This is a genomic window from Streptomyces sp. NPDC004658 (genome assembly GCF_040609555.1).
GTDB lineage: Bacteria > Actinomycetota > Actinomycetes > Streptomycetales > Streptomycetaceae > Streptomyces.
Map to the genome: position 1 here is coordinate 62,022 of NZ_JBEXKG010000010.1, position 20,765 is coordinate 82,786.

At 71.7% G+C, this 20,765-nt stretch carries 27 protein-coding genes; 14 read left to right on the forward strand and 13 right to left on the reverse strand.

All coding sequences use genetic code 11. The features are described 5' to 3' along the window. Window positions 1–97: 97 nt before the first annotated feature. Both ABZV94_RS06630 and ABZV94_RS06635 read right to left on the reverse strand, forming a co-directional pair. Entirely contained in the window at window positions 98–1,183 is a 1,086-nt protein-coding gene (locus tag ABZV94_RS06630) for an NlpC/P60 family protein (protein ID WP_356337892.1), read from the reverse strand. Between the two features lie 291 nt (window positions 1,184–1,474). Next, entirely contained in the window at window positions 1,475–2,287 is an 813-nt protein-coding gene (locus ABZV94_RS06635; protein ID WP_356337894.1) for a class I SAM-dependent methyltransferase, read from the reverse strand. A 265-nt stretch (window positions 2,288–2,552) separates the two neighbouring features. Here ABZV94_RS06635 and mshA point away from each other — a divergent pair, with 265 nt between their 5' ends. The 3 genes from mshA to ABZV94_RS06650 all read left to right on the forward strand — a co-directional run bounded on the left by mshA (window position 2,553) and on the right by ABZV94_RS06650 (window position 6,201). Next, a complete protein-coding gene (gene mshA / locus ABZV94_RS06640) occupies window positions 2,553–3,935 on the forward strand; it encodes a D-inositol-3-phosphate glycosyltransferase (RefSeq protein WP_356337896.1) in 1,383 nt (460 codons plus the stop codon). Next, the gene (locus ABZV94_RS06645) at window positions 3,928–4,428 is read left to right on the forward strand and encodes a YbjN domain-containing protein (RefSeq protein WP_356337898.1); all 501 of its coding nucleotides are present in this window, start codon (window positions 3,928–3,930) and stop codon (window positions 4,426–4,428) included. The genes mshA and ABZV94_RS06645 overlap by 8 nt, the downstream gene beginning before the upstream one ends. A gap of 123 nt (window positions 4,429–4,551) precedes the next feature. Continuing rightward, entirely contained in the window at window positions 4,552–6,201 is a 1,650-nt protein-coding gene (locus tag ABZV94_RS06650) for a glycosyl hydrolase family 28-related protein (RefSeq protein ID WP_356337900.1), read from the forward strand. Here the strand turns inward: ABZV94_RS06650 and ABZV94_RS06655 are convergent. After that, the gene (locus ABZV94_RS06655) at window positions 6,180–6,980 is read right to left on the reverse strand and encodes an AraC family transcriptional regulator (RefSeq protein WP_356337902.1); all 801 of its coding nucleotides are present in this window, start codon (window positions 6,978–6,980) and stop codon (window positions 6,180–6,182) included. The genes ABZV94_RS06650 and ABZV94_RS06655 overlap by 22 nt on opposite strands. On the opposite strand from ABZV94_RS06655, the gene ABZV94_RS06660 reads away from it, so the two are divergent. Then, the gene (locus ABZV94_RS06660) at window positions 6,979–7,455 is read left to right on the forward strand and encodes a DUF2000 domain-containing protein (protein ID WP_356337904.1); all 477 of its coding nucleotides are present in this window, start codon (window positions 6,979–6,981) and stop codon (window positions 7,453–7,455) included. The two genes, ABZV94_RS06655 and ABZV94_RS06660, sit on opposite strands and share 2 nt — an antisense overlap. A gap of 14 nt (window positions 7,456–7,469) precedes the next feature. Here the strand turns inward: ABZV94_RS06660 and ABZV94_RS06665 are convergent, their stop codons facing one another. Further along, the gene (locus ABZV94_RS06665) at window positions 7,470–7,943 is read right to left on the reverse strand and encodes a carboxymuconolactone decarboxylase family protein (RefSeq protein ID WP_356337906.1); all 474 of its coding nucleotides are present in this window, start codon (window positions 7,941–7,943) and stop codon (window positions 7,470–7,472) included. Between the two features lie 303 nt (window positions 7,944–8,246). Between ABZV94_RS06665 and ABZV94_RS06670 the strand changes: the two genes are divergently transcribed. The 4 genes from ABZV94_RS06670 to ABZV94_RS06685 all read left to right on the forward strand — a co-directional run bounded on the left by ABZV94_RS06670 (window position 8,247) and on the right by ABZV94_RS06685 (window position 10,122). Then, window positions 8,247–8,618, forward strand: coding sequence for a hypothetical protein (locus ABZV94_RS06670; protein ID WP_356337908.1), 372 nt, complete (start codon window positions 8,247–8,249; stop codon window positions 8,616–8,618). A gap of 168 nt (window positions 8,619–8,786) precedes the next feature. After that, window positions 8,787–9,332: a hypothetical protein gene (locus ABZV94_RS06675; protein ID WP_356337910.1), complete on the forward strand. Its 546-nt coding sequence runs from the start codon at window positions 8,787–8,789 to the stop codon at window positions 9,330–9,332. A 14-nt stretch (window positions 9,333–9,346) separates the two neighbouring features. Further along, window positions 9,347–9,766 (forward strand): DUF3592 domain-containing protein, encoded by a 420-nt coding sequence (locus ABZV94_RS06680; protein WP_356337911.1) that lies wholly within the window; start codon window positions 9,347–9,349, stop codon window positions 9,764–9,766. A gap of 146 nt (window positions 9,767–9,912) precedes the next feature. Next, the gene (locus ABZV94_RS06685) at window positions 9,913–10,122 is read left to right on the forward strand and encodes a hypothetical protein (RefSeq protein WP_356337913.1); all 210 of its coding nucleotides are present in this window, start codon (window positions 9,913–9,915) and stop codon (window positions 10,120–10,122) included. A gap of 71 nt (window positions 10,123–10,193) precedes the next feature. Here ABZV94_RS06685 and ABZV94_RS06690 read toward each other — a convergent pair whose 3' ends face one another. The 3 genes from ABZV94_RS06690 to ABZV94_RS06700 all read right to left on the reverse strand — a co-directional run bounded on the left by ABZV94_RS06690 (window position 10,194) and on the right by ABZV94_RS06700 (window position 11,096). Continuing rightward, window positions 10,194–10,367 (reverse strand): hypothetical protein, encoded by a 174-nt coding sequence (locus ABZV94_RS06690; RefSeq protein ID WP_356337915.1) that lies wholly within the window; start codon window positions 10,365–10,367, stop codon window positions 10,194–10,196. A 58-nt stretch (window positions 10,368–10,425) separates the two neighbouring features. Next, on the reverse strand, window positions 10,426–10,746 hold the full coding sequence (locus ABZV94_RS06695; RefSeq protein ID WP_356337917.1) for a GYD domain-containing protein: 321 nt from the start codon (window positions 10,744–10,746) through the stop codon (window positions 10,426–10,428). 206 nt (window positions 10,747–10,952) lie between these two features. Beyond that, window positions 10,953–11,096, reverse strand: coding sequence for a hypothetical protein (locus ABZV94_RS06700; RefSeq protein ID WP_356337919.1), 144 nt, complete (start codon window positions 11,094–11,096; stop codon window positions 10,953–10,955). Window positions 11,097–11,161: 65 nt separating this feature from the next. Between ABZV94_RS06700 and ABZV94_RS06705 the strand changes: the two genes are divergently transcribed. Then, entirely contained in the window at window positions 11,162–11,344 is a 183-nt protein-coding gene (locus ABZV94_RS06705; RefSeq protein WP_356337921.1) for a hypothetical protein, read from the forward strand. A gap of 193 nt (window positions 11,345–11,537) precedes the next feature. Here ABZV94_RS06705 and ABZV94_RS06710 read toward each other — a convergent pair whose 3' ends face one another. Next, window positions 11,538–12,299: a phosphoglyceromutase gene (locus ABZV94_RS06710; RefSeq protein ID WP_356337923.1), complete on the reverse strand. Its 762-nt coding sequence runs from the start codon at window positions 12,297–12,299 to the stop codon at window positions 11,538–11,540. Between the two features lie 226 nt (window positions 12,300–12,525). On the opposite strand from ABZV94_RS06710, the gene ABZV94_RS06715 reads away from it, so the two are divergent. Then, complete coding sequence (locus ABZV94_RS06715) at window positions 12,526–13,779, forward strand: MFS transporter (RefSeq protein WP_356337925.1); 1,254 nt, start codon at window positions 12,526–12,528, stop codon at window positions 13,777–13,779. A 119-nt stretch (window positions 13,780–13,898) separates the two neighbouring features. Here ABZV94_RS06715 and ABZV94_RS06720 read toward each other — a convergent pair whose 3' ends face one another. Next, window positions 13,899–14,282, reverse strand: a complete 384-nt coding sequence (locus ABZV94_RS06720) for a hypothetical protein (protein WP_356337927.1) — start codon at window positions 14,280–14,282, stop codon at window positions 13,899–13,901. Window positions 14,283–14,449: 167 nt separating this feature from the next. On the opposite strand from ABZV94_RS06720, the gene ABZV94_RS06725 reads away from it, so the two are divergent. Beyond that, the gene (locus ABZV94_RS06725; RefSeq protein ID WP_356337928.1) at window positions 14,450–15,316 is read left to right on the forward strand and encodes a GAF and ANTAR domain-containing protein; all 867 of its coding nucleotides are present in this window, start codon (window positions 14,450–14,452) and stop codon (window positions 15,314–15,316) included. Between the two features lie 28 nt (window positions 15,317–15,344). Here ABZV94_RS06725 and ABZV94_RS06730 read toward each other — a convergent pair whose 3' ends face one another. The 3 genes from ABZV94_RS06730 to phoU all read right to left on the reverse strand — a co-directional run bounded on the left by ABZV94_RS06730 (window position 15,345) and on the right by phoU (window position 16,686). Beyond that, window positions 15,345–15,593 (reverse strand): SCO4226 family nickel-binding protein, encoded by a 249-nt coding sequence (locus ABZV94_RS06730; protein WP_356337930.1) that lies wholly within the window; start codon window positions 15,591–15,593, stop codon window positions 15,345–15,347. 132 nt (window positions 15,594–15,725) lie between these two features. Further along, window positions 15,726–15,881, reverse strand: coding sequence for a hypothetical protein (locus ABZV94_RS06735; RefSeq protein WP_356337931.1), 156 nt, complete (start codon window positions 15,879–15,881; stop codon window positions 15,726–15,728). A 115-nt stretch (window positions 15,882–15,996) separates the two neighbouring features. Then, the gene (gene phoU / locus ABZV94_RS06740; RefSeq protein ID WP_356337933.1) at window positions 15,997–16,686 is read right to left on the reverse strand and encodes a phosphate signaling complex protein PhoU; all 690 of its coding nucleotides are present in this window, start codon (window positions 16,684–16,686) and stop codon (window positions 15,997–15,999) included. Between the two features lie 180 nt (window positions 16,687–16,866). On the opposite strand from phoU, the gene ABZV94_RS06745 reads away from it, so the two are divergent. Beyond that, a complete protein-coding gene (locus ABZV94_RS06745) occupies window positions 16,867–18,117 on the forward strand; it encodes an ATP-binding protein (protein ID WP_356337935.1) in 1,251 nt (416 codons plus the stop codon). After that, window positions 18,114–18,794, forward strand: coding sequence for a response regulator transcription factor (locus tag ABZV94_RS06750; protein WP_014673455.1), 681 nt, complete (start codon window positions 18,114–18,116; stop codon window positions 18,792–18,794). Before ABZV94_RS06745 ends, ABZV94_RS06750 begins: the two co-directional genes overlap by 4 nt. Window positions 18,795–18,863: 69 nt before the next feature. Here ABZV94_RS06750 and ABZV94_RS06755 read toward each other — a convergent pair whose 3' ends face one another. Continuing rightward, complete coding sequence (locus ABZV94_RS06755) at window positions 18,864–19,541, reverse strand: DUF461 domain-containing protein (RefSeq protein ID WP_356337937.1); 678 nt, start codon at window positions 19,539–19,541, stop codon at window positions 18,864–18,866. A 625-nt stretch (window positions 19,542–20,166) separates the two neighbouring features. Between ABZV94_RS06755 and ABZV94_RS06760 the strand changes: the two genes are divergently transcribed. Next, complete coding sequence (locus tag ABZV94_RS06760; protein WP_003953493.1) at window positions 20,167–20,649, forward strand: CarD family transcriptional regulator; 483 nt, start codon at window positions 20,167–20,169, stop codon at window positions 20,647–20,649. Window positions 20,650–20,765 lie beyond the last annotated feature (116 nt).

A 20,765-nucleotide genomic window follows, 5' to 3' on the forward strand; every position in this document is an offset into this window, starting at 1 on the left:
CACGTCCCGGGGGAGTTTGGGCCTGGATCGGGCGTGCAGTGGGTCACATGACGTGCGTCACCGGGGACATGGCCCGCGCCGCGCCGCGCGCGGCCGGTCACGCGTCCGGTCGTACGACCCCCAGGATCGGCATCGAGCCGGCGCCCGTGATCGTCACCGTCCGCCCGGGGCGCGGCGCGTGGATGATCGCGCCGTCGCCGATGTACATGCCGACATGGCTGGCGTCGTCGAAGTAGACGACGAGGTCGCCGGGCCGCATGTCCTTGACGTCGATGTGCTTCAGCTGCCGCCACTGCTCCTGCGAGGTGCGCGGGACGGGGTGCCCGGCCGCCGCCCAGGCCTGGGAGGTCAGGCCCGAGCAGTCGAAGGAGTCCGGGCCCTCGGCACCCCACACATACGGCTTGCCGAGCTGCTGCGTGGCGTACTTCACGGCCTTCTCGCCCTGTGCGGAGGCCTTTCCGTGGACGTCCTCGAGGACGCCGGTGTCCACCCAGGCGGTCTGCGCCTTGGCCGCGGCCTCCCGCTCCAGCTCGGCGAGCCGCTCCTTCTCCTTCTTCTCCAGCCGGGACTGGAGCTTCTCGGCCGCGTCGATCTGCTGCTCGATCTTCTTCTTGGCGGCGTCCTTGGCCTTGCGGTTGGCCTCCAGCTTCTTCCAGCGGGCGGAGGCGTCGTCGGCGTACTGCCGCAACTCCGCTTGCGTACGGGCCTTTTCGTCCATCAGCTTCTTCGCCGCCTGCTGGCCCTGGAGCACCCGGCCGGCGCCGTCCAGGAACTGGCCGGGGTCGTCGCTGAGCAGGAACCGGGCGGTGTCGGACAGGCCGCCGGTGCGGTACTGGTCGCGGGCGGCGGCGCCCGCCCGGTCCTTGAGCTCCTCCAGCTTCCGCCGGCCCTCGACGATCTTCTTCGCCAGCGCCACGATCTCGGCGGACTGCTTCTCCGCCTTCTCCTCGGCCGCGTTGTAGGCGTCGGTGGCCACGGCCGCGTCGTGGTAGAGCCTGTCGAGCTTCGCGCGGACCTCCTCAAGGTCCTTGCCGGGCGCGGGAGTCAGGGTCGGTCCGGGAGTCGCCGACGGGGTGGGGAGGGGCTCGGCGGCGGCGAACGCCGTGCCGGGCGCCGACAGAACGGTCACCGCGCAGATCACGGTCAGGGCGGCCGTGAGCAGGCCGCGCTCGCCCGGTCCCATACCTGTCCCCCAAACTGATTTACCGTCAGTAACTTACGGGTGTATGAGGGATCGTGCCACGGCCGCGCGCAAAGCGACAGAGGCCGTCGGACACCGGAATTCCCCCGCTCACCGCCGGATACGACGATCTCCTCGCCGGTGTGACGAACGACGCACGGAGATCGTTCCGTTCGTCGGCACCTCGAACGGGTGACGCCGCGGCGGAGGCGGACACGGGTGCCGCCGCCGACAGGGCCGGGACGACGCCGGCAAGGCAGGGACGCCGCCGGCAGGCCGGGACGACGCCGGCACTCAGAGCCGGGGTGCCAACGCCCCCCATGCCACCGTCACTTCGCCCTGCCGCCAGCGGGCCGGGGAGTCGGTGACGGGCCAGTCGGCGGTCAGGTCCCGCACCGCGCGCAGCCAGCGCTGCCGGACGCCGTAGGAGGCGTAGGGCGCGGCGGCGGCCCAGGCGCGGTCGAAGTCACGGAGGAAGGCGTGCACCGGCTCGCCCGGGACATTGCGGTGGATCAGCGCCTTCGGCAGGCGCTCGGCGAGGTCGGACGGGCGGTCCAGGGAGCCCAGCCGGGTGGCGAAGGTGACGGTGCGCGGACCCTCCGGACCGAGCGCCACCCACACGTGCCGGCGCCCGATCTCGTCGCACGTCCCCTCGACCAGCAGCCCGCCGCGCGAGCCGCCGGCCGCCGGGGCGAGCCGCGCGCGCAGCCGCTCCCACACCGCCGCGACCTCCCCCTCGTCGTACTGGCGCAGCACGTTGGCGGCCCGGATGAGCACCGGGCGCCCGGGGACCGGGATCTCGAAGCCGCCGTGCCGGAAGGCCAGCCCCTCGCGCTCGTACGGCCGGGCCGCCGCCACCCGCTCCGGTTCGATCTCGATGCCGACGACACGCGTGCGGGGCGCTGCCGCGCGCAGCCGGGTCAGCAGCTCCACGGCGGTCCAGGGGGCGGCGCCGTAGCCCAGGTCGATCGCCACGGGATCGCTCGCGCGGCGCAGCTCGGCGCCGTGCGTGGCCGCGATCCAGCGGTCCATGCGGCGGAGCCGGTTGGGGTTGGTCGTCCCGCGCGTCACCGCTCCTACGGGCCGGGTGGCTGTGCGGGCTGTCATGGGTACGAGGGTAAGCGTGCGCCCGTCGGGGGCTGCGGCCGTCCGCCCGCCGCGGGTGCGTCGTGGCTGGTCGCGCGGTTCCCCGCCCCCCTCAGGGGCGCACCGCCGCGGACGCCGACCGCATTCGAACCGTTGATCGATCCCGGGTAATGATTGGGCAAAGCGGCCTGATCGGGAAATGGCCGGGCACCCGCCCGCTGTTGGACCACCTTGGAGGGCGAGGTGGGCCCCCGTCAGCCATGCCCGCAGCAAGGAGGAACGCCAGGTGAGCCAGTACGTCAGCAGGCTCGGGCGACGCTCCCCGTCGGCCGGCGCGCGGCTCCGGCTGTACCGCAGGCCCCGCCGGGTGGCCATGCTCTCCGTGCACACCTCCCCGCTCCACCAGCCCGGCACCGGCGACGCGGGCGGCATGAACGTCTACATCGTGGAGCTGGCCCAGCGGCTGGCCGCGATCAACATCGAGGTCGAGATCTTCACGCGGGCCACGGCCGGCGGCCTGCCCCCTGCGGTCGAGCTGGCCCCCGGCGTCCTCGTCCGGCACGTCGACGCGGGCCCCTACGAGGGCCTGGCCAAGGAGGACCTCCCGGCCCAGCTGTGCGCCTTCACCCACGGCGTGATGCAGGCCTGGGCCGGCCACCGCCCCGGCTACTACGACCTGGTCCACTCCCACTACTGGCTCTCCGGCCACGTCGGCTGGCTCGCCGCCCAGCGCTGGGGCGTGCCCCTGGTCCACGCCATGCACACCATGGCCAAGGTCAAGAACGCCAACCTGGCCGACGGCGACACCCCCGAGCCCGCCGCCCGGGTCATCGGCGAGACCCAGATCGTCGCCGCCGCCGACCGGCTGATCGCCAACACCGCCGAGGAGGCCGGCGAGCTGGTCCAGCACTACGCGGCCGACCCTGCGAAGGTCGCCGTCGTCCACCCCGGCGTGAACCTGGACCGCTTCCGCCCCTTCCCGAAGGGCGGCTCCCCGCAGGACGGCACGCCCGGCCCGGCCGGCGACGCCCGCGCCGCCGCCCGCGCCCGGCTCGGTCTCCCGCGGGACGCCCTGATCCCGCTCTTCGCCGGCCGCATACAGCCCCTCAAGGCGCCGGACATCCTGCTGCGCGCCGTGGCCGTCCTGCTGGACGAGCGTCCGGAGCTGCGCTCCCGCATCCTCGTCCCGGTCGTCGGCGGTCCCAGCGGCAGCGGGCTCGCCAAGCCGGAGGGGCTCCAGAAGCTCGCGGCCCGGCTCGGCATCGCGGACGTCGTGCGGTTCCGCCCGCCGGTCGGCCAGGAGCAGCTGGCGGACTGGTTCCGGGCCGCGTCCGTCCTGGTCATGCCGTCGTACAGCGAGTCCTTCGGTCTGGTCGCCATAGAGGCGCAGGCCTCCGGCACCCCGGTGCTCGCGGCCTCGGTGGGCGGTCTGCCGGTGGCCGTGCGGGACGGCGAGACCGGCTTCCTGGTCCAGGGCCACGATCCGGCCGACTACGCGCGCGTCCTGTGCCGGTTCGCCGACGAACCGGCGCTGGCGGCGCGCATGGGCCGGGCCGCCGCCCGGCACGCCCAGTCCTTCGGCTGGGACGCGGCTGCCGCCGCCACCGCCGACGTCTACACGGCCGCGACCCAGTCCCACCGCCGTCGCGTACGCTCCCACCATGGGTGATGTCGAGAAGGCCGGCCAGGTCCTGGAGAGCGTCTTCCGGGACGCGGAGCTGGAGTGGGAGAGCCCCGAGCCCGGGACCTACGTGGTCAAGCTTCCCGGGACGCGCAAGCTGTCCACCACGGTGTCCTTCCTCGTCGGCCGCCACTCCCTCTCCCTGAACGCCTTCGTCGTCCGCCACCCCGACGAGAACGAGGCGGGCGTCCACCGCTGGCTGCTGGAGCGCAACCTCAAGCTGTACGGCGTGAGTTACGCCGTGGACCACCTCGGCGACGTCTACGTCACCGCCCGGCTGCCCCTGGACGCCGTCACCCCGGACGGGGTCGACCGGCTCCTCGGCCAGGTCCTGGAGGCGGCCGACGGCGCCTTCAACACGCTGCTGGAGCTGGGCTTCGCCTCCTCGATCCGCAAGGAGTACGCCTGGCGGGTGGCGCGGGGCGAGTCCACGCGGAACCTGGAGGCGTTCATGCACCTGATCGACCGTCCGGCGGACTGACGCTCGCTTTTCTTCGGTACGACCCCTTTCCCGCTCGCCGGGCGCGGTGGCATGCTCACCGCCAACGCATTCCTGAACGTCATTCATATCCATGAATGCGGGGAAGAAAAGGGGCGGGTGGACATGAGCAACGCGCACCTCACCAGGCGGACCCTGCTCGCCGGTGCCACCGCGGTGGCCCTGGGCGCCGCGACCGGCACCGCGCGGGCGGCCGAACCCCCCGCACTGTGGCGGGAGTTCACCCGCACCCCGCTCACCCACCCGCAGATCCCGTACATCGGCCGGGCGGGCTACCGGGCCGGAGCGAGCCGCCTGGCCCGCCCCCGGGTCGTCGCCGACGTCACCGCGTACGGCGCCGTACCCGACGGCACCACGGACTGCGCCCCCGCGATCAACCGTGCCATCGCCGCCGCCGGAAGGGCCGGCGGTGGCACGGTCACCATCCCGCCCGGCACCTACCGCATCGACGACGTCATCCGCCTCGGAGACTCCCACGTCGTCCTGCGGGGCGCCGGCAGCGGCCGCACCACCCTGTACGCGACGAAGAACCTCACCGAACTGATCGGCGTCTACGGCTCCCGCTACGGCGGCGACAAGTCCTCCTGGTCCTGGGCGGGCGGCCTCATCTGGCTGGCGCCGAGGGCGCGTTGGGAGTCCCTGACCGCCGCCATCAGGGACCGGGCCTGGCCCTTCGAGGGCTGGACCGGCAACCGGCGCGACGAGTGGACGACCCTCACCACCGTCGCACCGGCGCAGCGCGGCTCGTGGACGGTCACCGTCGCCGACCCCTCCGGCCTCCACCCCGGCCGGCTCGTCCTGCTCCGCCTCGCCGACGACGCCGCCCACACCCTCCTCCAGCACATGGCGGGCGACGGCCCCGGCCCGGCGGCGTACGTCTGGGACGACAAGACGAAACTGACGTCGTACGTCCCCTACGAATGGCCCGTCCGCGTCCACCGCGTCCACGGCCGGCGCGTCACCCTGGAACGCCCCCTCCCCCTCGACATCCGCCCGGAATGGGACCCGCGCCTGACCACGCACGTCACGGAGCTGACCGGATCGGGCGTCGAAGGCCTGACCCTGGAAGCGGTCCAGACCCCGCAGTCCCCCCACCTCCTCGACAAGGGCTACAACGGCGTCGTCCTCCAGTGCGCCTACGACTGCTGGGTGGACGACGTCACGGTCCGCCACGTCGACAACGGCTTCGGCCTGGTCGCCGCCTCCGCCTGCACCCTGCGCCGCACCCGGGTCGCCGGCCGGGGCTCGCACCACCCGTACTTCTGCCGCGAGGGCTCCCACGACAACCTGATCGAGGACTTCACCATCGAGGAGCGCACGGTCCCCGCCCCCGCGAACACACAACTGCACGGCATCAACGTCGAAGGACTCTCCTCCCACAACGTCTGGTCGCGCGGCGACATGCGGATGGGCACCTTCGACAGCCACCGCGGCCTGCCCTTCGCCAACGTCCGCACCGACATCACCGTGAACAACAACGGCCGCCACGGCGGGGACGCCAGCGCCGGCCCGCTCTTCGGCGCCCGGTTCACCCACTGGAACATCCGGGTCACCAACGGCCGGGCCGGCCTCGTGAAGATCGACGGCCTTGCCCCGTACTCGGCGACCGTCGGCATCGACGAGGTCCGCGAGTTCGACCAGACCGACGTCCCCGACTTCACCGGCGACCTGCACTCCCGCCTGGAGCTGTACGGCACCACGGACGCCGTGCGCCCGCGCAACCTGCACGAGGCTCAGCGCGCCCTGTTCCGGTAACGCCCCGGGGTCACCCCGACCAGCCTCTTGAAGTGCCGGGTGAGATGGGCCTGGTCGTAGAACCCGGCCACCGGGGCCACCTCGCCCGGCGGCACCCCGTCCAGCAGCAGCCGCCGGGCCCGCCCGACCCGCCGCGACATCAGATACTGGTGCGGGGCGATGCCGTACGCGCCGCTGAACGCCCGGATGAGATGCGCCGGATGAGCGTGCAGCAGCCGGCCGGCCTCCTCCAGCGAGACGCCGTCGACGACCCGCGCGTCCAGCAACTCCCGCAGCCGGCGCGCGAGTACGGGACCGTCCTGCCGTCCCCCGGCCGCGCGCCGCCGCCGCAGCCGGTGGCGCAGCTGCTCCGCGACGAGGGTCAGCCTGCTCTCCGCCTCCAGCTCGTCGCCGGGCCGCGCGAGGGCGGCGTGCAACTGCCCGACGCGCAGCCGGAGCACGGGATCCCGCAGATCGGGGGAGTCCACGGCCGGACCGATGTACTCCTCGCCGAGCCGGCTGCTGTCCAGATAGACGACCCGCTTGCGAAAACCCCCCGGCGTGGCCGGCGACCCGTTGTGCGGCACGTGCGGCGGCAGCAGCGACACGGTGTCGAGCGGGGTGCCGTGCTCATGCCGGTCCAGGTCGTACCGGACGGCCCCGTCGTCCACGATGAGCAGCGTCCAGGCGTCGTGGACGTGCATCGGATAGGCGTACTCGGTGAAGCGGGCGTGGAAGACCTCGGTGACGCCCGGCACCCGGGGACGCCACGCGCTGACGAGTTCCTGCCCGGCGGCCATGCAAAAAACGTACAAGACGCGACCGGGACCCGGCCGCGAGTCTCAGTCCATGAACACTGAACCCATCCGTTTCGACACGAAGATCGCCGTCCTGCTGCGCGAGGACCTGGAACCCTGGCAGCGCCTGAACGTGACCGCGTTCCTGGTCAGCGGCCTGGGTACGACGCTCCCCGAGGTGGTCGGCGACCCGTACGAGGACGCGGACGGCGTGTCGTACCTGCCGATGTTCCGCCAGCCGGTGCTGGTCTTCGAGGGCGGCAAGGAGACCCTGAAGGCGGCGCACGGCAGGGCACTGACCCGTGCCCTGCCGTGCGCGGTGTTCACCGCGGACCTGTTCACCACGGGCAACGACCGCGACAACCGCGCGGCGGTCCGCGCCGTCCCGACGGCCGAGCTGGACCTCGTGGGCCTGGCGGTGTACGGCCCGAGGAACGGGGTGGACAAGGTCCTCAAGGGTGCGCGCATGCACCCGTGAGGACCCCGGCCGGCTCAGCCGAACATGCCGGGGACGTAGTCGCCGGCGGGCTGCTGGACGATGACGTTGACGCGGTTGTAGGCGTTGATCAGGGCGATGAGGGCCACCAGTGCGGCGAGCTGCTCCTCGTCGTAGTGCTTGGCGGCGTTCGCCCACACCTCGTCCGGGACCCCGCCGGCCGCGTCGGCGATCCGGGTGCCCTGCTCCACCAGCTCCAGCGCCGCCCGCTCGGCGTCGGTGAACACGGTGGCCTCACGCCAGGCCGCGACCAGGTTCAGCCGCGTCTGCGTCTCCCCGGCCTCCAGCGCGTCCTTGGTGTGCATGTCGGTGCAGAACCCGCACCCGTTGATCTGGCTGGCACGGATCTTCACCAGCTCCTGCCTGGCGGCGGGCAGCGTGGACTCCGTGATCGCCTTGCCGGCCGCGTTGAAGTGCTTGAACGCCTTGCCGGCGACGGGGCTGGCGAAGAGGTTGAGCCGAGCGTCCATGGTGTGCTCCTGAGTGGGTTGCGGCTGCTTGCACCTCATTGACGGAGGGTGGCCCGCGGATGTGACGCGCAGGAAAGTGACCTGCGTCACTCCCGCTGCTGCATTGGCAGCACCCCCGTCACCGGGACGTGGGACGGGCGGGGCACTCACCAGGACGGGCGCCGGAACGGGTGTGACGATCACAGAAGCCGACGGGTTGTTCACGGGCCGTCATCACTGTCCCCGTCATACGTCATAGCTGTCCCGTCATCAACGTCCCGTCATCACCGTCCCGTCACTGTGACCGCCAGGGAGAACCACTTGATGAACCGCACCCCGCACCGCCTGCTGGGCGCCGCCGCAGCGGCGGCCCTGGGCGCCGCGGCGCTGCTCGGCACCGGCGCCGGCACCGCCGCCGCATCCGAGAAGGCACACTGCGAGCGCGCCGAACGCCCGATATGGAGTGAAGGGCCGAGCCGCAACGTCACCGCCCGCGGCTGCGACATCCCGAAGCAGAAGCACCGCTGGTACGTCATCGACGTCGGCACCCTCGTCCAGCCACGCCACAAGACGGACTACCTGGACGAGGACATCGCCGGGACCAGCACCCTGCACGACAAGACGCTGAGGTGCATGGGCTACACGAAGGACGGCCACGCGGTGAACTGGTTCGGCTGCGTACCGCAGCTGTCCTGAGCCCGCGCGGGAGACCGGCACCCGGCGCCACGGTACGGCGCCGGGTGCCGGTCGGGCCGGGGGCGGGCGCAGCCGCGTGCGGGCCGCGAGAGGCCGGGCGCGGTGGACTCGGACAGCTTGATCGCCGAGACTGTGAGGACTCCAGGGGGCGATCAGGGGGGGGCGGAGATGACTGCGCACAGCTTCGGCGACAAGTGGATGGTCGCGGCCCTGGGACCGCTGGAACTGTCCCACGGTCGCTGGGTGGTAGGAGACCCCGGCAAGGACCATTGGGTGGAATTCCGCAGGGACGGGCTGTGCCAGCACCGGCCCGCCTCGGAAGGCCGGCTGATCCCGTGGACGCGGATCATGCTGGGCATGAACCTCACCATGGGCAGCAAGTACCCGGGCAGGGGGTCGAACGGCTTCGGCGGCCTGCTCGGCGGTCTGCCCGGCCCCTGGCGCGGGCGCGGCAGCGGCTACCTGCACATGACGCTGCGCCACCCCTACGAGAACTGGACCGCCCGCTTCGACCGGCACCCCCGCCACTATCCCAGCGCCCACCTCGTCTTCCTCCAGCTGCTGACGACGCAGGTCATCGACGTCGGCCAGGCCCACCTCCTGGGCGATCCCGACTGGCTGGGCCGCGTGGTCGCACGGCTGGCACCGCAGCGGCCCCGGACGTGGCGCGCGATGAGGGACGCGGTGTCGGAAGCCGTGGTGGCGGAGGCATGAGGGCTGTCTGAGCCGTGGGGGAGTTCCTGGTCTGGACGTTGTTCGCGGTGGTGTTCGCCGGTGCCGCCGTGGCGATGGGGCGCGAGGCCTGGCGCGTCCATGGAGTCCGCCGGCGCGGCATCCGGACCACGGGCATCGTCGTCGGCATCCGGGAAACGACGGACGGGGACGGGGACGCCCAGTTGTACCCCCAGGTCCGTTACGCGCTCCCCGGCGGCCGGGAGGTCGTGGGTGAGGGCGGGGCCCACGCGCTACGCAGCCCACTGTCGGAGGGCGACACGGTGGAGCTTCTGTACCGGCCGGAGGACCCGGAGCGGATCATGCTGGTCGCCTACGACAGACACATGAACATCTGGGTCTACGGCGGGCTCTCCCTGGTCCTCGGCGCCCTGGCACTGCTCTGGACGCTCTCGGCGATCATTTCCCTGCCGTGAGGGGCAGACCGGATCTCCTGCCGGTCTGCCCGGCGCCGCCCCGACCGCGCTGTCACCCGAATGGCCCAACGTGGCGTGCCACCCACATGGGTGAAGATCAAGCTGATTAGTGCCCCAACCGAGGCAATCCGTGAAAGGGGAACCACATGCGCATTCGACGAACCCTCGCCGCCGTCATCGCCACGGCAGCCCTCACCGGCCTCGGCCTCACAGGCGCCGCCAACGCCATCGCCGCCGGCGCGCAGGGCGCCCACTCCTACGTCACCCCTTCCGAGTGCAAGCAGGGCGGCGGAACGGCCGACCTGACGGACAACGTCTGTAAGGGCGGTTCGCACGACGGAGAGAAGATCGACTGACGCCTCCGAGGCAGAAATTGGCCCCTTGCCCGCGAGAAACGCGCAGGCAAGGGGCCTGCCCGCTGGGAGTCTCAGCGCTTGAAGGCGCTCTTGGCCCCCTCTTTCGCGCCGCGCAACCTGCCCCGCGCTTCGAGGGCGGCACCCTTTACCGCGAGATCATTCTTGTGCACCGCGTGAGCCAGCGTTCGCACGGCCTTTCCCACAACCTGTTCGGCCTTTGCCTTGGCCTTCTCTCCGGCACTCATCTCGGTACCTCCACGCTCACCGACCGAGTGCCCTTAAGGGCGAGCAGGCATGTCCGGCTTACGCGCCGGGAGCGCGGAAGGCGACCTCCCGGCGGGCGGCCTCGTCGATCTCTTCGAGCGTGAGGAGGGGAGTGGCCCGGGTGCGGAGGGCGCCGCTGGCCTTGACGGTGAGGCTGACGGCGGCCATCGACACGGGGTCGGGGAGGTCGATGATGCACACGAGGTCGTCCTCCCCGAAGGCGAAGTACATGGCCTCGACCGTCCCACCGAGGTCGGCGACGACCCGGTCGACGGCGTCGCGGCGACCGCTGGCGCCTTCCCTGAGCAGCCCCTTCGTGCCGTCCGGCGTGTAGGTGGCCTGGATGAGGAACTTCGGCATGGCGCTGCTCCCTGACCGCTTCTTATCCGACAGCACGATGACGTACCCGCTGCGACGCCGGTCGCCACTCACCTGACGGCTCGATTCACCCGGAAGCCGAACGTCTTTCGTTCTCGGCAGAGCGGCCCTCGGGCTTCGTCATCCCGCGTTGTCAGTGGCGGCGGTTACTGCACAGCTCTAAGCGGTCGGCTCGTCCTCGCCGTCGGCTACCAGTCGCCCTCCCGTTCCTCGTCCCGGCGCTCAAGGATCAAGTACTCGTTGCCGCGTCTCAGGTTGGCGAGCATGGTTCCCACTGCCGGCTTCGTGGGGCGCTTCAGCTCGTATCCACGGCCGTTGGTCGCTATCAGCATGGGTGGATTCTGGTGGCTGGGTCTGACAGCGGGCGTGGGCCGCTCCGCTGAGGCAGAAGGGCGAGATGTCCGACGAGGAGTCCACCGAGTACTACACGCCGCTCTGCGACGACCCGTCCCACGAGGTGGTGCTCATCGACTGCGGGCCCCGCGAGACGGACGTGACCCGAACAGTGCGCGAGGTGACCGGGCTGAGCCTGTGGCACAGCCGGGTCCTGGCGCGCCGAGCGCCCGTCACTCTCCTTTGAGGGGCTGTCTGCGGACGGGGCCCAGTCCGCTGTCGCTCTGCTCCTGAGCGCCGGCGCCAGAGTGGAGTGGAGAGAAGAACCGGAGCCCGGAGAGCGCACGGCTCCCTCGCCCCAACGGCCCCAGGGACCCGGCGGCAGCGAGAAGCCCCCTGCCCACGGAGAAACCGCAGGCAAGGGGCTTGATCAAACAGGGTTACTTCTTCTTCCCCTGGTTCTTGACCGCCTCGATCGCGGCCGCCGCCGCCTCCGGGTCCAGGTACTTGCCGCCGGGGGTGACCGGCTTGAAGTCGGCGTCCAGCTCGTAGTAGAGGGGGATGCCGGTCGGGATGTTCAGGCCCGCGATGTCCGCGTCGGAGATGCCGTCCAGGTGCTTGACCAGGGCGCGCAGGCTGTTGCCGTGGGCGGCGACCAGGACCGTGCGGCCGGTCAGCAGGTCGGGGACGATCGCGTCGTACCAGTAGGGGAGCATCCGGAAGACGACGTCCTTCAGGCACTCCGTGCGCGGGCGCAGCTCCGGCGGGATCGTCGCGTAGCGCGGGTCGTGGGCCTGGGAGAACTCCGAGTCGTCCGACAGCGGAGGGGGCGGGGTGTCGTACGAGCGGCGCCAGAGCATGAACTGCTCCTCGCCGAACTCGGCGAGCGTCGCCGCCTTGTCCTTGCCCTGGAGGGCGCCGTAGTGGCGCTCGTTCAGGCGCCAGGAGCGGTGGACGGGGATCCAGTGGCGGTCCGCGGCCTCCAGTGCCAGCTGGGCCGTGCGGATCGCGCGCTTCTGGAGGGACGTGTGGACCACGTCGGGGAGGAGATCGGCGTCCTTCAGAAGCTCGCCACCGCGGACTGCCTCCTTCTCGCCCTTCTCGTTCAGGTTGACGTCCACCCAGCCGGTGAACAGGTTCTTCGCGTTCCACTCGCTCTCGCCGTGGCGGAGGAGGATCAGCTTGTACGGTGCGTCGGCCATGGCCTTGAGCCTACCTAAGGGGGATGGGGGCCGTGTCGGGCACGGGGGCGCCGGACGGGCGCACGGTCGCCACCGGCCACGCCTCCCGCCGCACCGCGCGGAGCGCGCCGGCGCCGTCCGCGCGCGGGTCGATTGACGCGTCCTGCTAATTGAGTGGCGTTGCCTCGCCTCCGGCTCGTAAGTTGTGCTCACCGCTTGAGCCGCTTACCGACGTGGGGGATCCTCGATGTCACCAGCCCGTTTGAGACGTGCCGTCCACGAATCCGTCTCCGGGCTCCCCAGAGAGTTCTGGTGGCTGTGGACCAGCACCCTCGTCAACCGGCTGGGTGCCTTCGTGGCCACGTTCATGGCCCTCTACCTCACGCTCGACCGCGGCTACTCCGCCTCGTACGCCGGTCTCGTCGCCTCCCTGCACGGGCTCGGCGGGGTCGTCTCCTCGCTGGGCGGCGGGGTGATGGCCGACCGGCTCGGCCGGCGGCCCACGCTGCTCATCGCGCAGACCGCCACCGCCGCCTCGGTCGCCCTGCTCGGTTTCATGACCGACCCGGTCGCCATCGCCGCCGTGGCCTTCCTCGTCGGCATGGCCTCCAACGCCTCCCGGCCGGCCGTGCAGGCGATGATGGCCGACATCGTCCGCCCCGAGGACCGGGTGCGGGCCTTCTCCCTCAACTACTGGGCGATCAACCTGGGCTTCGCCGTCTCCTCCATGGCCGCCGGGTTCATCGCCGAGTTCAGCTATCTCGCCGGGTTCCTGATCGAGGCCGGGATGACCCTGGCCTGCGCGGTCGTCGTCTACGCCAAGGTGCCGGAGTCGCGGCCGGCGGTCACGGCCAGGCAGGCGGAGGACGGCGTCAGCCTGGGCACGGTGCTGCGGGACGGGCGGTACATGGCCGTCGTCGGGCTGTCCTTCCTCGTCGCCCTGGTCTTCCAGCAGGGTTCCGTCGGACTGCCGGTGGCCATGGGGCGGGCCGGCTTCTCCCCAGCCGACTACGGCCTCGCCATCGCCGTCAACGGCATCCTGATCGTCGCGCTCCAGATCCCCGTGACCCGGTTCATCGAGCACCGGGACCCGCGCACCCTCCTGGTGGCCTCCTCGCTCCTCGCGGGATACGGCTTCGGGCTCACCGCGTTCGCCGGCTCGGTCGGGGTCTTCATGGTCACCGTGTGCGTGTGGACGCTGGCCGAGATCGTCAACGCCCCGACCCAGACGGGCCTCGTCGTCCGCCTCTCCCCGGTGCACGGTCGCGGGCGCTACCAGGGCATGTACACCCTCTCCTGGTCCGTCGCCGCGCTGATCGCGCCCCTGATGTCGGGCACGGTGATCGACCACCTCGGCGCCGGGTGGCTGTGGGGGATGTGCGCGGTGGTCGGTACGGCGGCCGGGCTCGGCTACGGCGTGCTGATGCGCCGTCTGCCGGCGGAGCGGCCGGCCCCGGCCCGGGCGCGGGCGGACGCCGGGTCCGAGGTCCGTACGGCCTAGTCGGGCACCGCGTGGTCCGGCGCCGTTCGTGCCGCCGCTCGCGCCACTCCGTGTGCCTCACCTGTCAGGCACCGCGTGGCCGGCGCCGTAGTGCCGCCGCTCGTACCCCTACCCCTGCCTCACAGAGCGGGCAGGAAGCCGCCGCGGGCCGTGCCCGAGGAGAGCAGGGCGGTCCAGTCGAGGGTCTCGGGCAGCCGGTCCAGCCACAGCACGACCGCTCCGCCCGCCCGCTCGGCGTCCCCGCACCAGTCGCCCATGTCGCCGGGCGCTCCGTCCTCGCCGGTCACCGGGGCGGCGAGGGCGGGCACGACGAGGCCGTGATCGCCGGGTCCGTCCACGACGCACAGGGTGAGCCGGGGGGCGATGCTCCACCCCTCGCACACCGGTACGGCCCCGCCGGGCGCGTTCAGCACCGGCAGCGCGTCGTGGGCAGGCGCCCCGGCCAGCAGCAGCACGGGCGTGGCCCCGCGCACGAACAGGGTCTTCTCAGGATCCAGCAGCACGGGCCCACTCTCGCAGGACCCGCGGAACGTCCCGCGAGGGGGGTGCGCCGGCGTGCGGGGCCGCTGTCCGCGCAGACGCGCAGTTACTTCCGCCTTCCTGGGAACTCGGCAGGCGGACGCCGGTCGATCATGCCGGCGGAGACCGCGTCGCGCCGGGGGTGATGAACATGCCGCCCGAGAACTCCGGGTCGTGCGCGGGTGGCGGTGGGCCGCCCGACGCCGAGGTGCGGCGGCGGGTCGGCGAGACACTGGCCGCCGCCGCCCGGAGTGCCGATGAGCCCCGGGCGGTGCCCGGCGCGCTGTGCGCGGCGTGCGTGCGGCTGCTGCCGGTCACCGGTTCCTCGGTGTCCATCTCCGGCGGCAGGGGCGTCCGCATGACCTGGTGCGCCAGTGACCGGGTCGCCGCCCGGCTGGCGGAGTTGCAGTACACGGTGGGCGACGGCCCCTGCCAGACGGCCCTCGACCAGGGCGCACCGGTCCTCGCCGCCGACCTCACCCGGGGCCCCGACGTCCGCCGCTGGCCGGTCTTCGCGCACGAGGCGGTGGGTCTCGGCGTCCGCGCGGTGTTCTCGCTGCCGCTCGGCGTCGGCGGCGCCGCCATCGGCACCCTCGACCTGTACAGCGAACAGGCGGGCGGTCTCGCGGAGCCCGATCTGCGGGTGGCGCTGTGGGTGCGGGACGCGGTCACGCTGGCGCTGATGAACCTCCAGGCGGGCCGCCACGGATGCGGGGGCACCGAGGAGGACATCGAGAGGGAGGTGGCGTGCTGGGTGGCGGCCTCCGAGGCCGGGCACACCGAGGTCTACCAGGCGGTCGGCATGGTGATGGTGCAGCTGGACGTGGACCCCGAGCAGGCCCTGGACCGGCTGCGGGCCCGCGCGTACGCCGACGGCCGCACGGTCAGCCAGGTGGCCCGGGAGGTCCTGACCCGACGGCTGAGCTTCCGGCCGGAGACGGACGGCGACGGCCCGGCCCGCCCGTACGGCGGTGGCTCCCCGGGTCCCCTCGGAGAGGACGGGCGTGACGTCCGGTGACGTGGAGGGCGCGCCGCCCGCGTCGCCGTCACACCTCCAGCGGGACCGGGTGCACCTCGTCCGCCCGGTGGCCGGCGCGCTCGTGGACGCGCTGGACGGCATCCGCGGAAGGTGCCTCCGAGAGGCAGTAGACGGTGCCGGACTCCGGGTCCGCCCAGGCGTGTTCGAAGTGCACGGACTCGTCCGCCTCGACGGCGAGGTCGGCCCGGTGCGCCTCCATCAGCTGGTCGGCCGTGATGCCCTCCATGCCACGGTGCACGTCGATGAACTTGGCCATGACCCGACACCTCCTCTTCGCGCCGGCTGTCCTTCCACCCGCTCCTTCCATGCTGCGCCCGAGGTGAGGACGGGGCATCCGGTACGGCGGGGGCCGGTGTGAACCGCGCTCACACCGGCCCGGACGTGCCGTTCAGCCGCACTGGCAGGGGTTGCCCGACTGGCACCCGCAGCCGCAGCCGGAGCCGCAGCCGCACGCGCCGAACAGCGGAAGGCTCCTGATCTCGGCGGGCTGCCCGGTCTCCTGCTCCTGCGTCGGGTCGGGCGTGGTGCTGGGGGATTCGGCCATGGGTCCCTCCTAGACCTGGGGCAGGGTGCCCTCGCCCATTCCATGCCCGTTCCGCCGGGCGCATCAACGGCGCACGGAGGCGTTCGGGGACCCGGACCGCCCCGGCCCGCAGGGGTTACGCCCCCTCGGTGCCCGTCACCGGCTGGATGTCCGGCTGCAGCTCGTCCGCGTGCTCACCGGTGACCAGGTAGACGACGCGCTTGGCGACGGCCACGGCGTGGTCGGCGTAGCGCTCGTAGTAGCGGCCCAGCAGGGTGACGTCCACGGCCGTCTCGATGCCGTGCTTCCAGCGCTCGTCGATCAGGTGCTGGAAGAGCGTGCGGTGCAGCAGGTCCATCTCGTCGTCGTCCTGCTCCAGCTGGAGGGCGAGGTCGACGTCCTTGGTCACGAGCACTTCGGCGGCCTTGGCCATCAGGCGCTGGGCGAGCTGGCCCATCTCCAGGATGGTGGCGTGCAGGTCGTGCGGAACGGCCCGGTTCGGGAAGCGCAGCCGCGCGAGCTTCGCCACGTGCTGGGCGAGGTCGCCGGAGCGTTCCAGGTCGGCGGACATGCGCAGCGACGTCACGACGATCCGCAGGTCCGTCGCCACCGGCTGCTGCCGGGCCAGCAGGGCTATCGCCCTGGCCTCCAGGTCGTGCTGGAGTTCGTCGACCTTCTTGTCGGCCTCGATCACGCTCTCGGCCAGCTTGAGGTCGGCGTCGAGGATGGCGGTCGTGGCGCGCCCGATCGCCGATCCGACCAGCCGGGCCATCTCCACCAGTCCGTCGCCGATCGAGTCCAGTTCCTCGTGGTACGCGTCCCGCATCAGGGTTCCCTCTCATCGGTGTGCTTGGTCCCCACGCTCCCACGTTGTGCCCCGCACCCGTCCGTTTCCGCCACCCCAAATGAACCAATACTGGCTGCAAGGTGAACTCTGGGCGACGAGTGTTCGAGGTCGCACCTCGACGGCTGTGGTCATGTCTCACCCCGTGCCTAACCTGGAGGCATGGACGTGAACGCGGCGGTCGCCGCAGCGGCAGCGATCGCCGGGGTGCTCACCGGTGTCATCGCCATGCTGGCGTTCCGCTGGAGCGAACGCGACCAGAAGCGACCGACCAGGACTTCCTTGCACACTGATCCCGTACTCCCGCCCGGCGTGGACACCGTACTGTCCGTGCTCCGCTCCTCCGCAGTCGTCCTCGACGAGGCCGACGCCGTGGTCAAGGCCAGCTCCGCCGCCTACGCCCTCGGGCTGGTCCGCGGCGGCAAGCTCGCCGTCGAGCCCATGCTCCAGATGGCCCGGGACACCAGACGGGACGGGGAGATACGGCAGGTCGAGCTGGACCTGCCCCGGCGCGGCACCGGACGCGGCGAGGCCCTCGCCGTCTCCGCGCGCGTGGCCCCGCTCGGCTCCCGCCTGGTCCTGCTGCTGGTCGAGGACCTGACGGAGGCCCGCCGGATCGAGGCGGTGCGCCGGGACTTCGTGGCGAACGTCAGCCATGAGCTGAAGACACCCGTCGGCGCGCTGTCCCTGCTCTCCGAGGCCGTGATGGACGCCTCCGACGACCCCGAGGCCGTACAGCGCTTCGCCGGCCGGATGCAGATCGAGGCGACCCGCCTGACCAACCTGGTGCAGGAGCTGATCGACCTCTCCCGGGTGCAGAACGACGACCCGCTGGAGGACGCCGAGCCCGTCCGGGTGGACGAGCTGGTCGCCGAGGCCATCGACCGCTGCCGCCACCAGGCGGGCACGAAGCAGATCACGATGGCGGCCGGAGGCACGGCGGACCTGCACGTGTGGGGCAACCGCGGCCAGCTGGCCGCCGCCCTCGGCAACCTGGTCGAGAACGCGGTCAACTACTCCCCGGCCCGCACCCGCGTCGGCATAGCCGCGCGCCGGGTCAACGCGCCCGGCGGCGACATGATCGAGCTGGCCGTGACCGACCAGGGCATCGGCATCTCGGACAAGGACAAGGAGCGCATCTTCGAGCGCTTCTACCGCGTCGACCCGGCGCGCTCCCGGGACACCGGCGGCACCGGTCTGGGCCTCGCCATCGTCAAGCACGTGGTCGCCTCGCACGGCGGGGAGGTCACGGTCTGGAGCGCCGAGGGCCAGGGCTCCACCTTCACTCTCAGGCTGCCGGAGGCGGGCGCGGCCCGCGACCGCGCACAGCAGCACCCCGGCCTCGACGACGAGGACGGACCCACCGACTCATCCCCGTACGCATCGCTACCCGCCCCGGAGGTCCTTCCGTGACCCGTGTGCTCGTCGTCGAGGACGAGGAGTCCTTCTCCGACGCCCTGTCGTACATGCTCCGCAAGGAGGGCTTCGAGGTCGCCGTCGCGGCGACCGGCCCCGACGGCCTGGACGAGTTCGAGCGCAACGGCGCCGACCTGGTCCTCCTCGACCTGATGCTGCCGGGCCTGCCCGGCACCGAGGTCTGCCGCCAGCTGCGCGGCCGTTCCAACGTCCCCGTGATCATGGTGACCGCCAAGGACAGCGAGATCGACAAGGTGGTCGGGCTCGAAATAGGAGCCGACGACTACGTCACCAAGCCGTTCTCCTCCCGCGAGCTGGTCGCCCGCATCCGCGCGGTGCTGCGCCGGCGCGGCGAGCCGGAGGAGGTCACCCCGGCCGCGCTGGAGGCGGGCCCGGTCCGCATGGACGTCGACCGGCACGTGGTCACCGTCGGCGGCTCCAAGGTCGACCTGCCGCTCAAGGAGTTCGACCTCCTGGAGATGCTGCTGCGCAACGCGGGCCGCGTGCTCACCCGCATGCAGCTCATCGACCGCGTCTGGGGCGCCGACTACGTGGGCGACACCAAGACCCTCGACGTCCACGTCAAGCGCCTGCGCGCCAAGATCGAACCGGACCCGGGCGCGCCGCGGTACCTGGTGACGGTGCGGGGTCTGGGCTACAAGTTCGAGCCGTAGGCCGCTTGCGGCCCCGCGTACGCCGAAGGGCGGCACCCGCGCGGGTGCCGCCCTTCGGCGTGGAGCGGGTCAGTGGCCGGCGGCCGACGCCGACGCCGAGTCGTGCGGGGTGGCGGCGGCACCGGACGCGGTGGCCGACGGGCTCGCCTTGTGGCCGCTCTCCGGCTTGCCGCTGCCGGACGCGCTCGCGCTGCCGGACGGGGTGGCGGCGGGGGCGCCGGCCGGGGCGGACGGGATCTGGCTCGGGCCCCACTTGTCGAAGTAGCTGGTGGCCGGGACGACGAAGGCGCGCAGGCTCACCTGGCCGGTCTTGCTCAGGGTGAAGGTGATCTTCTGGGCGTTGCCGTCCTGGACGGCCTCACGGCCGCTGGGCAGCGTCGCGGACGCGTTGTCCTTGCCGCCGAGGATCAGCGAGCCGCCCGCCGGAACGGTCAGGCTCTGGCCCTTGGCCGGCTTGAGCTGGGCGGAGGTGCCACTGCCGTCCAGGGTGATCGACTGGAGGGTCTGGTCGGTGCGCCCGGAGTTGAACAGGGTCGCGGAGATCACCGCGGGACCCGTCGACTTCAGGTCGGGCTGGGTGATGACCAGAGCGTTCTGGATCTTGATGTCGCCCACGCTGGTCGCCGCGTTGTCCGGCTTGATCTCCAGGGTCTGGGCGTTGTTTCCGGCGCCGCAGGCGGCGAGCGAGGCGATCGAGAAGACGATGGCGGAGGCGGCGAGGGCGCCGCGTCGAAGGCTGCTGCTCACGGCGGCGGCAACTCCTTGAACGCGCGGGCGGCTCCCCTTATAAAGCCGCCCTAAGTGTCTGTCAGCGGCCTTAGGTTACCGAGCCGTTCCCAGGCCGTCGCACCCGACCCTCCTCCTGGCCCCGGGCTTCCCGCCAGGTGGGGGTACCCCGAGCGGCACACGTGACTCCGCGGTCACATTGCGGCGCCGCCGGTCCGTCATTCACATAACGCGACGGCGACCCCCTCCGGGCGCTTCACATCGACGCTCGCAAAATTTCCGTGAAGGAATGCGCGACCCTCCCGGAATTGATCACGGATCACCCCTCCGACGGCCGTTGATCAATTCTGGATTCGTCTCACATCCGGCCATGGCCGCCGAACGGAGTAGCGGAAGTCGCACGTCTGAGAGTGGACAAATCGGGATGTTCCGCCACCTGGAGGGGCCTCCCGGGGCGTGTGACGTACGTGTTTCGCCTCGGCCGGAGAGCCCCTCCGACCTGCGAATACCCGCTTCCGGACCCTCCCCGCAGCACGTTCCGGTTGCTGTTGTCAAGCCCCGAGATATGCCCTGACCTGCGAAAACGCCATTCAGAAGACGCCGTATCCGTGTTACCCTGGATAGCCACGGAAGGGGTACCTGTCACATGACGTTCAAGGTTGGCGACACCGTGGTCTATCCCCATCACGGGGCCGCGCTGATCGAGGCCATCGAAACTCGCCAGATCAAAGGCGTGGACAAGACCTACTTGGTGCTGAAGGTCGCCCAGGGTGACCTGACGGTGCGTGTGCCAGCGGACAATGCGGAGTTCGTCGGCGTGCGTGATGTGGTCGGTCAGGACGGGCTGGACCGGGTCTTCGAGGTGCTGCGCGCGCCGTACGCCGAGGAGCCCACGAACTGGTCGCGCCGCTACAAGGCAAACCTGGAGAAGCTCGCCTCCGGCGATGTCATCAAGGTCGCGGAAGTCGTGCGTGACCTGTGGCGTCGCGAGCGCGAGCGTGGACTGTCCGCCGGTGAGAAGCGCATGCTCGCCAAGGCCCGCCAGATCCTGGTGAGCGAGCTGGCTCTCGCGGAGAACACGAACGAGGACAAGGCCGAGGCCCTGCTCGACGAGGTGCTCGCCTCCTGACGCGCAACGGCAGCGAACCTTCGCTTCCGGCACGCTCAGCACACTGAAATGCCGCGGTGCCCGATGACACTGAACCTGTCGCCGGGCGCTGCGGCATGTTGCGTCCCCGCAGCGGG